The organism is Salipiger sp. 1_MG-2023, assembly GCF_030547555.1.
GTDB lineage: Bacteria > Pseudomonadota > Alphaproteobacteria > Rhodobacterales > Rhodobacteraceae > Salipiger.
The window spans coordinates 14,905-27,628 of record NZ_JAUOQN010000058.1; the positions used below are offsets into that span (position 1 = coordinate 14,905).

Consider the following 12,724-nt stretch of genomic DNA (forward strand, 5'->3'; position numbering starts at 1 on the left):
CTGTTCTGCCTTGCTTGCCTTTTCAGTATACCACTTGTATCCGTAGTGCAATCGGGCAAACGACCACCCCGACCCGGCGGCTCTGACACGCCGCACGACAAGACCCACGAACACACCCCGGGAGGAAGCGAATGACGGTCACCTTGGACCTCAACTGCGACATGGGCGAGAGCTTTGGCGCCTATTCCATCGGCGACGACGCCAAGATGCTCGAAACGGTGACAACCGCGAATGTCGCCTGCGGCTTTCACGCCGGGGACCCGGTGGTCATGCGCCGCACCATCCAGCTTGCAAAGGCGGCGGGCGTGGCGGTTGGTGCGCATCCCTCGTTCATGGATCTTTACGGCTTTGGAAGGCGGCGAATCTCGGGCGAGCGGCCCGAGGATCTCGAGGCGCAGCTGATCTACCAGATCGCCGCGATGCAGGGCATGGCCGCAGCCGAAGGCCATGCGATGACCCATGTGAAGACCCATGGCGCGCTTGGCAACATGGCCGCGACCGATCCGGAACTGGCCGCCGTCTGCGCGCGCGCCGTCGCCGCGGTGGACCGCTCGCTGGTCTATGTCTCGCTGCCCTATTCGGAAACCTACACGGCCGCCGAAAAGGCCGGGCTCCGTGTCGCCTGCGAGATCTACGCCGACCGCAGCTACACCGATACCGGTGAGCTGACCCCGCGCAGCCAGCCCGGCGCAGTGATCCATGACATCGCGCAAAGCACCGAGCAGGTGCTCGAGATGGTGCTGAACAAGCGTATCCCCACCACCGGCGGCAAGCGCCTGCCGGTCGAACCGGCGACCCTGTGCATTCACGGAGACACCGACGGCGCGCCGCAGATCGCCGCCGCACTGCGCAAGTCGCTGGAAGAAAACGGCGTCACCATCGCCCCCTTTGTCGCCCCCGGAAGAGCCTGACCCATGTCCAGAATTGTCTACCTGAATGGCCAGTGGCTGCCCGAAGACGAGGCCAAGGTGTCGATCTTCGACCGCGCTTTTCTTATGGGCGATGCCATTTACGAGGTCACCTGCGTGCTCGACGGCGCGCTGCTCGACTACGCGGGCCACGCCGCGCGCCTGCGCCGCTCGGCGGCCGAGCTTGGCCTTGTGCTGCCGCTCGACGATGACGCCCTGCTGGCGGCGCATCACGAGATCGTCGCCCGCAACAACCTGCAAAGCGGCATGATCTACCTGCAGCTCAGCCGCGGTGTCGCCGAGCGCGACTTTGCCTTCCCGCCCGAGGGCACAGAGCCGACGCTGGTGATGTTCACCCAAGCCAAGGACGTGCTGGTCAACCGCGCCGCCGAGACCGGCATTTCCGTCGCCCTGCTGCCCGACCTGCGCTGGGGCCGCCGCGACATCAAGACGGTGCAACTGCTCTATCCGTCGATGGCGAAGATGGAGGCCAAGGCGCGCGGCGCCGATGATGCATGGCTCGTCGAGGACGGCTTCGTCACCGAGGCCAGCGCCGCCACCGCCCATATCGTCACCGCAGAGGGCAAGCTCGTCACCCGCGCGCTGTCGCATGCGCTGCTGCCCGGCGTGACCCGCGCCGCGATCCTCGCCCTTGCCGCCCGGCACGGCGTGGAGATCGAGGAACGCGCCTTCACCCCCGACGAGGCGCGCAAGGCCCGCGAAGCCTTCATCACCTCGGCGACCAATTTCGTGGTTCCGGTGGTGCGCATCGACGGCGAGGTGATCGGCGACGGCGCCCCCGGCGCGCTGACCCGCGAGCTGCGCGCGCAATATATCGCCTCCCGCCGCGCCACCGCGCTCGCCCCTGCCTGATCTCCCGTTCAGCTCCGTGCCGCAGCGATGGCCGGGGCTGTTTGCAACAGCCCGATGCGGCCAATCCAGGACTTTTCCCATGAGCCAGTACCTTGCCAGCCGCATGGCGGCCGTGCGCCCCTCTCCGACCATCGAGCTTGCGCTGAAGCTGCAGCAGATGAAGGCCGAGGGACATGACATCATCAGCCTCGGACAGGGCGAACTCGACTTCGCTACGCCCGAGCATATCTGCGACGCCGGCATCGCCGCGATCCGTGGCGGCCAGACCAAGTACACCGCCAGTTCGGGCACCCCGGAGCTGAAGGCCGCGATTGCCGCCAAGTTCCAGCGCGACAACGGCCTGACCTTCACGCCCGCGCAGATCATCGCCGGCAACGGCGCCAAGCAGCTGGTGTTCAACGCGCTGATGGCAACGCTGGACGCCGGCGACGAGGTGATCATCCCCGCGCCCTACTGGGTCAGCTACCCCGACATGGTCAGCCTTGCCGGGGGCACGCCGGTGATCGCGCCCTGCACTGCCGCGCATGGCTGGAAGCTGACCCCCGAAACGCTGGCCGCCGCGCTGAGCCCAAAGACCAAATGGGTGCTGCTGAACTCGCCGAACAATCCCACCGGCGCGCTCTATTCCGAGGCAGACATCGCCGCGCTCTGCGAGGTTCTGGCCGATCACCACACGCTGATCATGGCCGATGACATTTACGAGCTGGTGGTGCACGAGGGCAGCTTTGCCACGCCCGCCAAGGTCGCGCCCGCGCTGGCCGATCGCATCCTGACGGTGAACGGCGTCTCCAAGGGCTACGCGATGACCGGCTGGCGCCTCGGCTATGCCGCCGGGCCGGACTGGCTGGTCCGGGCGATGGACATCCTGCAATCGCAGAGCACCTCGAACCCTTCGGCGATCTCGCAGGCGGCCACCGTCGCCGCGCTGAGCGCCCCCGCAGATTTCCTGCCCGAGCGCAACGCCCGGCTGAAAGCGCGCCGCGACAGGGTGATGGCCGCCATCGACAAGATGCCCGGCATCTCCTGTGCGACCCCGCCCGCCAGCTTCTATGTCTTCCCCGATTGCACCGGCCTGTTCGGGGCGCGCACCCCCGACGGAAAGGTGATCGAATCCGACATGGACGTGGCCGATTTCCTGCTGACCGCGGGCCGCATCGGCGTGGTCCCCGGCTCGGCCTTCGGCACGCCGGGCTACCTGCGCATGGCCTATGCGCTCGACGACGCGCGCCTTGACGAGGCAATGGCGCGCGCCATCGCGGCGCTTGAGACAGTTCAGATGCCCATCGCGGCCTAACGCCGCCCGATACCGATCCCGGCCGCGCAGGACGCATGGCCGGCTGCCCATTTTGCACCGAGGTTCCCCGCAATGCCCCTTCTCACTTCGCATGCCCGCGGCGTCTACGTGATCGCCGTCACCCCCTTCACCGAGACCGGCGAGATCGACTGGAACAGCCTCGACCGGGTGGTGGATTTCTACTTCGACAAGGGCGCCGACGGCCTCACCATCCTTGGCATGATGGGCGAAGCGCCCAAGCTGACGCAGGCCGAAAGCCGCGCCATTGCCGAGCGCGTCATCAAGCGCGCCGAGGGCAAGCCCGTGGTGGTCGGCGTCTCGGCCCCCGGACTTGCCGCCATCGGCGAGCTGGGCAAGGCGGTGATGGACATGGGCGCCGCTGGCTGCATGGTCACCACCCCCGGCAGCCTGAAGACCGACCCGCAGATCCACGGCTACTTTGGTCAGGTCGCCCGCACGCTTGGGGAGAACGTGCCGATCGTGCTGCAGGATTTCCCGCTGGCGACCGGCGTGCATATCTCCGACGACGTGCTGGGCCGGATCATCGACGACGTGCCGCAGGTGGTCATGCTCAAGCACGAGGACTGGCCGGGCCTCGCCAAGATCACCAGATTGCGCAAGGCCGAGGCCGAAGGGCGCCGCCGCATCTCGATCCTTTGCGGCAATGGCGGAGTTTTCCTGCCCGAAGAGATGGCCCGTGGCGCCGATGGCGCAATGACCGGTTTCGGCTACCCGGAGATGCTGGCAGATGTTGTGCGCCACGCCGCTGTCGGTGATATGGACCGGGCGCAGGATCTGTTCGACGCCTATCTGCCGCTGGTACGCTACGAACAGCAGCCGGGCGCCGGACTGGCGGTGCGCAAATATGTGCTTGCCAAGCGCGGTGCCATCGGGTCTGCCGCGCTGCGCGCCCCGGGTGCAGGACTGGCGCCCGAGGCCATCGCCGAGGTCGAGCGACTGCTCGCCCGGCAGGACAAACGACTGAAGGAGCTGAACTGATGGATCTGGGACTGAAGGGCAAGACCGCGCTGGTGCTCGGCGCGAGCCGTGGCCTCGGCGCCGCGAGCGCGAAACTGCTGGCCGCGGAAGGCGCGCATGTGATCGCCGCCTCGCGCAGCGGCGAGGCCCCGGCGGACGGCATGGAAGGCGTCAAGCTCGACCTGTCGGATGCCGACAGCGTTGCGGCGCTGATCGAACGGCTCGCTGCGCAGCCGGTCGACATTCTGGTCAACAACTGCGGTGGCCCCGCCGCTGGTCCTGCCAAAGGCCAGAGCAGCGCCGCATGGCAGGCCGCCTTCGAGGCCATGGCCACGCCGATCTTTGCCATCACCGATGCCGCCCTGCCCGGCATGATCGAAAAAGGCTGGGGCCGGGTGGTCACCATCGGCTCTTCGGGCATCGTGCAACCCATTCCCAACCTCGCGCTGTCGAACGGCGTGCGCGGCGCGGTGGCGGGCTGGTCGAAAACCCTCGCCGAGGAAGTGGCGCCACATGGCGTGACGGTAAACATAGTGCTGCCGGGGCGCATCGCCACCGACCGTCTGGCGCAGCTTGACGGTATCAAGGCCGAAAAGACCGGCGCCGCGCTTGACGCCGTGCAAGAGGCCAGCCGCAAGACCATCCCGGCGGCCCGCTACGGCACCCCCGAAGAGTTCGGCGCCATGGTCACCTTCCTCTGCTCACAGCAGGCGGGCTATGTCACCGGCTCGATGATCCGCGTCGACGGCGGAATGATCCGCGGACACTGAGCGCATCCGCTGCCGCAACGAAACGCGGCAGCGGCTTTTCCTCTCCCCTTCGGGGCGGATTCAGGTGGCGCGCCAATCCTCGGGCGAAGACCCCGGAACATTGGCAACGGGTGTTGCACGCGCCTGTGCAGAGGGGGCGCTGCCGACGCAATCCCGACGAGGCGACACTGGTCCAGGCAATACTGGGGAATGGTGCCTGCGCGGCCATCACCCCGATTGGCGCAGGCTGTTTCACAGGTTCTGCATGCCGACAAGGCCCCGGTCCGCGAGTGCATTGGCACCTCCGATACAGGATCGCCCCCTCACGCCGCGTCTCCGAAGGAGTCCCATCACGGTCCGGCCGGGCAGTCGCGCTTCGCAATACCTTCAAGACCCCGGAAGCGCAGCCGCGTCTTGACCACGTGCAGGATCAAAGTGCACCAGCTTGGGTCACACGGCATTTTCCATCCGGCCTATGCTGACAGCCTCCAGCGTGCGATCGACCAGGCTGGCGAAGGACAAGGTCTTGGGGCGGCGCATGTAGGTGATGATATCGCCGGCCAGCAGCGGCGCGCTCCAGCGCGCGTCGATCGCCCCGCTGCCGTGCCGCAAGCCCAACACACACAGCATCTGTGCCGCATTGCAATCCACATCATGGCCGATACCGCAGAGGATGGTCAGCGTTCGGTCGAAATCGTCGCCTCCGAACCACAGGGCGATGATCTGTGCCGCCGCGTTGGGATAGGCGTGGATCCAGTTGTAGTCGCGGTAGCGCTCATCACAGACAGCCCAGGCGGTTTGCCAATCGGGCGCAGACCGGCACTGCGCCAGCGCGTGCCGGACCACCAAGCCATATTCGGTGGTTTCGGGAATGATCGCGACGCAACGCTCGATCAGCGCGTGCAGATCGCCGGGGGCAAAGGCCATCGCGCAGAGCACCGCGTTGAAGACTTCGCCGAGGATGCCATTGCCCGCATGGCTGATCTGCGCATCCATCCAAGCCAGCCGGGCGGCCTCCTGCGCGCGCCCCGGCATCACCATGCCGCAGATCGCGCCGCGCATCTGGGCGCCGATCCATTCGTCAAAGGGGTTGTCGGCTTTCCCCGACATTGGCGGCATCACCCCCCGGCGCAGATTGTCCAGCGCCACCCCCTCAGCCGACCAACCCAGCGGAATCATCCCGACCCAGTTGCTGGCGATGTCGCCAGATGTCATGGCAGCCCCGTGCGCGAGATAGGTCTCGAGAAAGGCCAGCTCGAACGTGATATCGTCATTATAGGTGTTCGGCGGTCGCAGATAGCCGGTGACCGCACCAAAGCTGTCGGCGATCTGCGCCGCAGAGTACCCCTCCAGCGCGGTGCCAGCCGCTGCGCCGACCAGTTGCCCCAGCCAGCCAGCGCTGATCTTGTCCGGCAGGCTCGCCTGCGCCACCGCCACGTCTGCAGGCCAGTCGACAGCGGCGGCGAAACTGTCCCAATCGGCAAAGCGGGTGGTGGCCTGCGAGCGATGCGCCGGATCGGGACGCGCCGCGCGCATCAAGGCCCGCAGCTGCATGTCGATGCGCAGCAGGGACTCCATGTCGCCGGCCCGCGCTGCATCCAGCCCCTGTTGCAACAAGGGGCCGTAGTCGCCCACAACGAAGCCCTTGTTTTCCAGAGACTGCAACGCCCCGGCCATCAGGCATTCGGGCGCGCCGGACCCCGGAGCGTTCGAGGCCCAGAACTGCATCAACTCCGCGTCCTGAGCCCGCATCAGATCCGAGGCATCCCAAGTCTGTTCTTCTTCGTCGCGCAATCTTGGCGCGGTCTCGCGCAACAGATGTGCGGTATAGTCTGCCGCTCTCATAATGCACCTCTCACTTGTGCAATGGCTGGTGTTTTGATGCCGGTCCCGCCTAGACTCGCCGCACGCGAAAGGGTGACGACACGATGCGCAAGCGGGTCACGATCAGAGATGTGGCAAAGGCTGCCGGTGTGTCGCTGGCCACCGTTTCCTATGTGATGAACGATCTCGACAAGGTTTCGCCAGAGGTCGACCGGCTGGTGCGGCGCGTGGCACGCGATCTGGGCTACGCGCGCAACCGGGCGGCTGCGTCGCTGAAGACAGGGCGTCACAACGTGATTGGTTGCATTCTGCCGACGCTTGTCAGCCCGATCTTTCCCGAAATCGCCGAAGCGGTTCAGAGCCATGCCGAAACCAAAGGGTTGGCGACGCTCTTGATCAACTCGGGCGATACCCCGCTGCGCGAGGCAAAGGCGTTGCGCATGTTGGCCGATCACGGCGTGGACGGAGCAATCGCGGTGCTGCATCCGGGCTTTGACGCCGAGGGTCAGCGCCCGCCGTTTCCGCTGGTGACCCTCGACAGCCCCCTGCCCGGCCACGACTGCCTTCAGGCGGATCACGTCGGCGGTGGGCGGCTGATCGCGGAACATGCCCTCCGGCTGGGACATCGCCGCATCGGCTTGCTGTCGGGGGACGAGACGGTTGCCTCCAGCCGCGAACGACGGCGTGGTTTTCTGCAGGCTGCCGCCGGTCAATGCGAGGTGGTCTGGGAAGAAACCGTGCCGCTGACGGCCAGCCTCGGCCCAAACGCGCAGCGCAGTCTGGCCCGGCGCGATGTGTCGTTGGTGGTCTGTGTCAACGATCTGGTGGCGATCGGGGCGCTGTCGGCGCTGCGCGATCTGGGCATCGATGTGCCGGGCGAGGTGTCGGTGATCGGTTTCGACGACATCGGCCTCAGCGCCTGGCCGCTGATCGGGCTGAGCACCGTGCGCCAGTCGGTGGTCGATCTTGGTCGCGGTGCCGTCGAACGGCTGCTCGGGCGGATCGCTGGCGACAGCTCTGCGCCCAGCACCATCGTGCTGCCGGTCAGTCTGGTGGAACGGGCGACGACGGCGGCTCATCCCGCCTCCCCGGACGATCTGGCCAGCAACCGGTCGCGCAGCGTGGCAAGGAAGGGAATATCGCGGAACTGATCGGGCTGGATCATATCCCAGTCCACCCCGGCTGGCACGATGTCAGAGGGCGGCACCCGGATCAGCTCGGCCTCGGTGGCGATCATCGTCAGCGGGCTGTCATGGGCCATCATCGGCACCCGCTCGGCATCGACCAGTTGCGATGAATGCACGAGGGTCACCATCGGCGTGTCCGGCCCGATCTTACCAAGCTCACGGAAAATGCCGGTTTCGAGATCGGCGAACCCCGCGCCCTTGCCTGTACGACCGCCCGCGCGCGACACCGCGACCGAGCCCAGAATGCTGAAGTCCAGCGGCTCCACCTCGTCGAATTCGATCCGCTCGCCGTGGATCATGTAGCCCTCGGCGGTGGCGGCCAGCTCGAAACTGACCCCCTTTTCGATCAGCTTTTGCGGGTCGAGCCGCAGATAGGGGAACGCGCGGGTCAGGGCTGGCACCGGCACATAAAGCACCTTGCCGGCGTAGAGCGCACGCAGACGGATCGGAATCTGCGGCGGATCGGGGTTGCATTTGACCGTCCGGGCGGCCTGCCATTCCGGCGTGCGCGACAGGTGATAGGCGGCCATGTCGGCCCCGGCAAAATTGGGGATGTTGCCCTTGGCCGGGCCGACGGCGATCCCGGTCTCGTCCAGACTGGACCAGATCTCCTCGCGCAGTTGCTGCTTTGGCGGGCTCCGTTTTGCCCAGGTCTCGGCGTTGCTCCACATGGTCACACTCCTGCTTGCGCGGGCGCTAGTTGCGCGCCGCTGTCAGTGTCAAAAACTCCGGTCACGCTGCCTGGCAGCACGTAGACCAGCTGCCCAGGGTCCGCCAGCGCCCCGGCGCCGCGCACCAGTAGCGCGGGCGTTCCGGGGGCCGCACCGTCGATCGCCACATGGGCAAGCCGTTCGCCCCCCATGTATTCCACCGCCTTCATCCGGCCCGGGATTGCGCCGGGCGCAGGCTCTGCCAGCAGCCGCAGGGTTTCCGGGCGCAGGGCCAGCCGCGCCGGCCCCCGCAGGCCTGACAGGGCCACGGCTGCCGGGCCGGTGGGACGCCAGAGCGCGCCGGAAAGACGGATCGCCCCGGCCTCTGAATGCGGTTCCACCGACAAAAGGTTGGCAGGCGGGCTGCCGAGAAAACCGGCGGCAAAGGCCGAGGCAGGACGCTCATAGAGGCACTCGGGCGGGTCGATCTGCAACAGCTCGCCCCCGTCCATCAGCGCCACCCGGTCGGCCAGCGTCAGCGCCTCGACCTGATCGTGGGTGACCATCACCGTGGTCAGCCCGGTGCGTTGGTGCAGCTCGCGCAGCTCGACCCGGACCGACTGGCGCAACACCGCGTCGAGGTTCGACAGCGGCTCGTCCAGCAGCAGCAGCCGCGGCTTGATGGCGATGGCGCGCGCGATGGCGATGCGCTGTTGCTGGCCGCCCGACAGCTCGGACGGGCGGCGCGCGCCATAGTCACGCATGGAAACCGTGTCGAGCGCCTCGTCGATGCGGCGCGCGGCCTCGGCGCCGCCAATACCGCGCATCTCGAGCCCAAAGCCGACATTGCCGCGCACGTCCATATGCGGGAACAGGGCGTAGTTCTGAAACACCAGGCCGATATCCCGCTCCCAGGCCGGACTGCGGGTGATGTCGCGGCCATCCAGCACCAGCGCGCCGCGGTCCGGCTCCAGCAGCCCGGCGAGAATGCGCAGCAACGTGGTCTTTCCCGACCCGGACGGGCCGAGCAGGGTCAGAAACTCACCCCGGGCAATCTCCATGTCGATACGGCGCAGCGCCGTGGCGCGGCCATAGCTTTTGGCCACGTCCCGGATCGTCAGATAGGCGGTCATGTCCGCAGGGCCTTTCTGCTGAAGAGTTCGCTCAGCGCCACCACGATCAGGATCGAGGCGATCACCATAGTGCCGATGGCCAGCGTGGTCGGGTCGATCCCCTGCCCGCGCAACTGCGAATACAGCCGCACCGGAAAGGTCATCCAGCTGGACCCGGCGATGAAGGTCGACACGATCACATCGTTGAACGAGATAAAGAACGACAGCGCCGCCGAGGTCGCCAGACCCGGCAATGCCAGCGGCAGAGTGATCCGCGCAAACGCCCGCCACGGCCGCGCCCCCAGCGACCGGGCCGCCAGCTCCAGCCCCGGATCGATGGCCGACAGCGTCGCCAGCATCACCCGCACCGAGAACGGCAGCGTAAAGGTGGCATGCGCCAGCACCAGCCCCGGCAGCGTGCCGCCGATTCCCAGCCACGCATAGATCTGCAACAGGGCAATGGCCCAGATCACCAGCGGCAGGGTCAGCGGCGCCAACAGCACCATTTCCAGCGCCGCGCGGGATTTCAGCGCGCCGCGTTGCAATCCCAAGGCTGCGGCGGTGCCAAGCGTCACCGAGATGATCGTGGCCAGCAGCCCCACCACGGCGCTGTTGAACAGCGAACTGCGGTACTCGGCGCTGGCAAAGGCGGCCCGGAACCAGCGCAACGACAGCTCACGCGGCGGAAAGCGAAAGAACTTGCCGTCGTCGAAACTGGAAAACACCAGCACCAGCAGCGGGGCAATGGTGAACAGAACCACGAGGAGCGTGAAGCCCGATAGCGCGAACCGTCTCATGACCTTGCCCCGCGTCGCAAGACCAGCACCGCCCCGCCAAGTGCCGCCATCAGCCCCAGCATGACCATCGCCAGCGCCGAGGCGAACGGCCAGTCCAGCACCAGACTGGCCTGCTGCCAGGTCATTGCGGCAAAGGTGGCGATCTTGCCCTGCCCCAGAATCTGCGGTGTGACAAAAGCTGTCAGGGACGCGCAGAACACCAGTACCGACCCCGCCAGCACTCCGGGCGCGGCCAGCGGCAGCACCACGCGGCGCCACACCTGCGCCGGGCGCGCCCCCAGCGACTTTGCCGCCTCTTCATAGCTCGGCGGCAACCGGTCCAGCACTGCCACCAGCGGCAGGACCATCATCGGCAGAAAGGCCTGCACCAGCCCGATCAGAATACCGGTCTGGGTGCCGAGCAAGGGAATGGACCGGTCGATCAGCCCAAGCGATTTCAACGTGCCATTGACGATCCCCAGCGGTGACAACAGGTTCACCAGCCCCAGCGTCGGCAACAAAGCACCGCAGACAATCGGCAGCAACATCACCGCCATGCTCAACCGCCGCAAACGCCCGGCCCGGCGGGCGATCCAGAAGGCAACCGGAAATCCAAGGACCACAGACACCGCCACCGTGACCAGACTGAGCCACAGCGTCCGTCCCAACCCGCGCAGATAGTAGCCATCGGAAAAGATCCGTTCGTAGTTCACCAGTGTCGGCGCGGGATCCACCAGCAGCGTGCCGGTTGGCTGCGACCAGAAGCTCATCGCCACCAGCAACGCAAACGGCGCAAGGAAGACGCAGGCAATCAGCGCCACGCCCGGCGCTGCGAGCCAGCGTGCAGGGCCGCGCGCAGTCATCGCGCGGCACCGGTTGATGTCACAAAGCGCGGGTTCACTGCCCCAGCACGTCCTTGTTCCAGCGCTCGGTCCAGTCGGAGCGCTGCGAGATCACATAGGGCCAGTCGAGTTGCAGCAGGCTTTCGACTTCTTCGGGTGTGTTGATCGTGTCGGCCGCGGCTTGGGCGCTGAGCACGGCCTTGGAGTTGGTAGGGCCGAACAGCAATTCCTCAGCATAGGCCTGCTGCGTCTCCGGGCTGAGCGCCAGCTCGATGAACATCGCTGCCAGTTCCGGGTTCGGCGAGTTGACCACCTGACAGACCATGTCACGCACCAGCACCGGGCCGGGATCGGTCGGGAAGGCAAAGCCGATGTTGTCCCATTCCTTCAGAGCCGCCAGCACATAGCCGGAAATCATCGGCGCCATGGCGACCTCGCCGGCGTCCATAAGGGCAAACACCTCGTCCAGCGAGGTGTAGTTCAGCGCCGGGGCCCCCAGCTCGCGGACCTTGGCAAAGGCGGTGTCAGGGTCGTGCTCGTCGCTGCCTTCCAGCCGCGCGGCGACACCTAGCAGGCCATCTCCCTCGGAACTGGGATAAGGCGCCATGGCGATCATACCCTTGACCGCCGGATCCCACATGTCGGCCCATTCGACCGGCTCCTCGACCAGATCCTTGTTATAGGCGATGCCCAGACCGACCAATGACATCGCATAGCAGCCATCGTTCATGCCGCTCCACAGATCGCTGTAGATGGGCGAAGATTCGTCGGGGGCCATCACCAGCCCGTCGGCCAGCGCTTGCGGGGCCTCGTAGATGTTCTGAAAGGTCACATCCATGGTCGGGTTGGATTTTTCGGCGTACATTTTCGCCATCCGGTCACCGGATCCGCCCAGCAGGAACTCGACCTTGGCCCCGGTCTTTTCTTCCAGCGGCCCGGCGGCGTGTTCGCGCAGCAGCCGTTCGATGTCCCCACCCCAAGTGCCGACAACCAGTGTCTGCCCGGCGAAGTCCTGCGCTGTCGCAGCGCCGCTCAGCGCAAGGCTCAGCGCCGCGACGCTCCAAGTGGCTTTCCAGTTCATTCTCATTGCGCCTTCCATTCCTGTTGATGCCGGAGCTGATCCTGTGACCCGAACTCACCCGTACTTTCCGGAGTCGCTAAGCCGAATTCGCACGCATGTGGTTCAGCCCGTCTCATGGGCGTGAATTTTGACCGCATGAACCGAAGCCTGCCCACTGCATGAGCGCAATTTAAACGTTTACACAACCGGATTCCCGCCATCCGTGGCTCCGTGATGCGCTGTCGCATGATCGGGTGATGCACTGGCCAGGCAGGCATTTCAGCAGCATGGTCCGACTGCGAAAGGCGCAAGCGTGTTCCGCAAAAATTGTCGCGTACGCAGTTCCTCTCGGCCGTGCAGAGGCACCCGGTGTGCATCGTTGCAATGCAGGGCCGGATGATGTCCCAACTGATGGTGTAGCTCACGACGGGCCTCGCGCTCACCGGCGGGCCGAGCTTGTCAGTCGCGCTG

Annotated in this window: 12 protein-coding genes; 6 read left to right on the top strand and 6 right to left on the bottom strand. The window is 66.3% G+C overall.

The genetic code is table 11. The annotated features are described in order from the left end of the window. Nucleotides 1–131 precede the first annotated feature (131 nt). From Q4543_RS20095 to Q4543_RS20115, 5 genes are all read left to right on the top strand, one after another. On the top strand, nucleotides 132–911 hold the full coding sequence (locus Q4543_RS20095; protein ID WP_303441276.1) for a LamB/YcsF family protein: 780 nt from the start codon (nucleotides 132–134) through the stop codon (nucleotides 909–911). Between the two features lie 3 nt (nucleotides 912–914). Next, on the top strand, nucleotides 915–1,781 hold the full coding sequence (locus tag Q4543_RS20100) for a D-amino-acid transaminase (RefSeq protein WP_303441277.1): 867 nt from the start codon (nucleotides 915–917) through the stop codon (nucleotides 1,779–1,781). A 79-nt stretch (nucleotides 1,782–1,860) separates the two neighbouring features. Beyond that, a complete protein-coding gene (locus tag Q4543_RS20105) occupies nucleotides 1,861–3,075 on the top strand; it encodes a pyridoxal phosphate-dependent aminotransferase (RefSeq protein ID WP_303441279.1) in 1,215 nt (404 codons plus the stop codon). Between the two features lie 72 nt (nucleotides 3,076–3,147). After that, entirely contained in the window at nucleotides 3,148–4,074 is a 927-nt protein-coding gene (locus Q4543_RS20110) for a dihydrodipicolinate synthase family protein (RefSeq protein WP_303441281.1), read from the top strand. After that, nucleotides 4,074–4,823 carry an SDR family oxidoreductase gene (locus Q4543_RS20115; RefSeq protein ID WP_303441283.1) on the top strand — a complete coding sequence of 250 codons (750 nt, stop codon included), beginning with the start codon at nucleotides 4,074–4,076 and terminating at the stop codon, nucleotides 4,821–4,823. Before Q4543_RS20110 ends, Q4543_RS20115 begins: the two co-directional genes overlap by 1 nt. A 429-nt stretch (nucleotides 4,824–5,252) precedes the next feature. On the opposite strand, the gene Q4543_RS20120 is transcribed toward Q4543_RS20115, so the two are convergent. Next, nucleotides 5,253–6,647: an ADP-ribosylglycohydrolase family protein gene (locus tag Q4543_RS20120; RefSeq protein ID WP_303441285.1), complete on the bottom strand. Its 1,395-nt coding sequence runs from the start codon at nucleotides 6,645–6,647 to the stop codon at nucleotides 5,253–5,255. A gap of 83 nt (nucleotides 6,648–6,730) precedes the next feature. Between Q4543_RS20120 and Q4543_RS20125 the strand changes: the two genes are divergently transcribed. After that, a complete protein-coding gene (locus tag Q4543_RS20125; protein WP_303441286.1) occupies nucleotides 6,731–7,777 on the top strand; it encodes a LacI family DNA-binding transcriptional regulator in 1,047 nt (348 codons plus the stop codon). On the opposite strand, the gene Q4543_RS20130 is transcribed toward Q4543_RS20125, so the two are convergent. From Q4543_RS20130 to Q4543_RS20150, 5 genes are read right to left on the bottom strand one after another with little or no spacing between them, the layout of a single operon-like run. After that, complete coding sequence (locus Q4543_RS20130) at nucleotides 7,702–8,484, bottom strand: 5-formyltetrahydrofolate cyclo-ligase (RefSeq protein WP_303441287.1); 783 nt, start codon at nucleotides 8,482–8,484, stop codon at nucleotides 7,702–7,704. The two genes, Q4543_RS20125 and Q4543_RS20130, sit on opposite strands and share 76 nt — an antisense overlap. 2 nt (nucleotides 8,485–8,486) lie before the next feature. Then, entirely contained in the window at nucleotides 8,487–9,596 is a 1,110-nt protein-coding gene (locus tag Q4543_RS20135) for an ABC transporter ATP-binding protein (protein WP_303441288.1), read from the bottom strand. Beyond that, nucleotides 9,593–10,372 (bottom strand): ABC transporter permease, encoded by a 780-nt coding sequence (locus Q4543_RS20140; protein ID WP_303441290.1) that lies wholly within the window; start codon nucleotides 10,370–10,372, stop codon nucleotides 9,593–9,595. The genes Q4543_RS20135 and Q4543_RS20140 overlap by 4 nt, the downstream gene beginning before the upstream one ends. Continuing rightward, complete coding sequence (locus tag Q4543_RS20145) at nucleotides 10,369–11,214, bottom strand: ABC transporter permease (protein WP_303441292.1); 846 nt, start codon at nucleotides 11,212–11,214, stop codon at nucleotides 10,369–10,371. The genes Q4543_RS20140 and Q4543_RS20145 overlap by 4 nt, the downstream gene beginning before the upstream one ends. A 34-nt stretch (nucleotides 11,215–11,248) precedes the next feature. Next, nucleotides 11,249–12,274, bottom strand: coding sequence for an extracellular solute-binding protein (locus Q4543_RS20150; protein WP_303441293.1), 1,026 nt, complete (start codon nucleotides 12,272–12,274; stop codon nucleotides 11,249–11,251). Nucleotides 12,275–12,724: the final 450 nt, after the last annotated feature.

Excerpts from the sequence above, each read along its gene's own strand:
- Q4543_RS20105 (WP_303441279.1), top strand. The coding sequence starts at position 1,861 with ATGAGCCAGTACCTTGCCAGCCGCATGGCGGCCGTGCGCCCCTCTCCG.
- Q4543_RS20110 (WP_303441281.1), top strand. The coding sequence starts at position 3,148 with ATGCCCCTTCTCACTTCGCATGCCCGCGGCGTCTACGTGATCGCCGTC.
- Q4543_RS20150 (WP_303441293.1), bottom strand. The coding sequence starts at position 12,274 with ATGAACTGGAAAGCCACTTGGAGCGTCGCGGCGCTGAGCCTTGCGCTG.
- Q4543_RS20145 (WP_303441292.1), bottom strand. The coding sequence starts at position 11,214 with ATGACTGCGCGCGGCCCTGCACGCTGGCTCGCAGCGCCGGGCGTGGCG.
- Q4543_RS20125 (WP_303441286.1), top strand. The coding sequence starts at position 6,731 with ATGCGCAAGCGGGTCACGATCAGAGATGTGGCAAAGGCTGCCGGTGTG.
- Q4543_RS20115 (WP_303441283.1), top strand. The coding sequence starts at position 4,074 with ATGGATCTGGGACTGAAGGGCAAGACCGCGCTGGTGCTCGGCGCGAGC.
- Q4543_RS20140 (WP_303441290.1), bottom strand. The coding sequence starts at position 10,372 with ATGAGACGGTTCGCGCTATCGGGCTTCACGCTCCTCGTGGTTCTGTTC.
- Q4543_RS20100 (WP_303441277.1), top strand. The coding sequence starts at position 915 with ATGTCCAGAATTGTCTACCTGAATGGCCAGTGGCTGCCCGAAGACGAG.
- Q4543_RS20095 (WP_303441276.1), top strand. The coding sequence starts at position 132 with ATGACGGTCACCTTGGACCTCAACTGCGACATGGGCGAGAGCTTTGGC.
- Q4543_RS20130 (WP_303441287.1), bottom strand. The coding sequence starts at position 8,484 with ATGTGGAGCAACGCCGAGACCTGGGCAAAACGGAGCCCGCCAAAGCAG.
- Q4543_RS20135 (WP_303441288.1), bottom strand. The coding sequence starts at position 9,596 with ATGACCGCCTATCTGACGATCCGGGACGTGGCCAAAAGCTATGGCCGC.
- Q4543_RS20120 (WP_303441285.1), bottom strand. The coding sequence starts at position 6,647 with ATGAGAGCGGCAGACTATACCGCACATCTGTTGCGCGAGACCGCGCCA.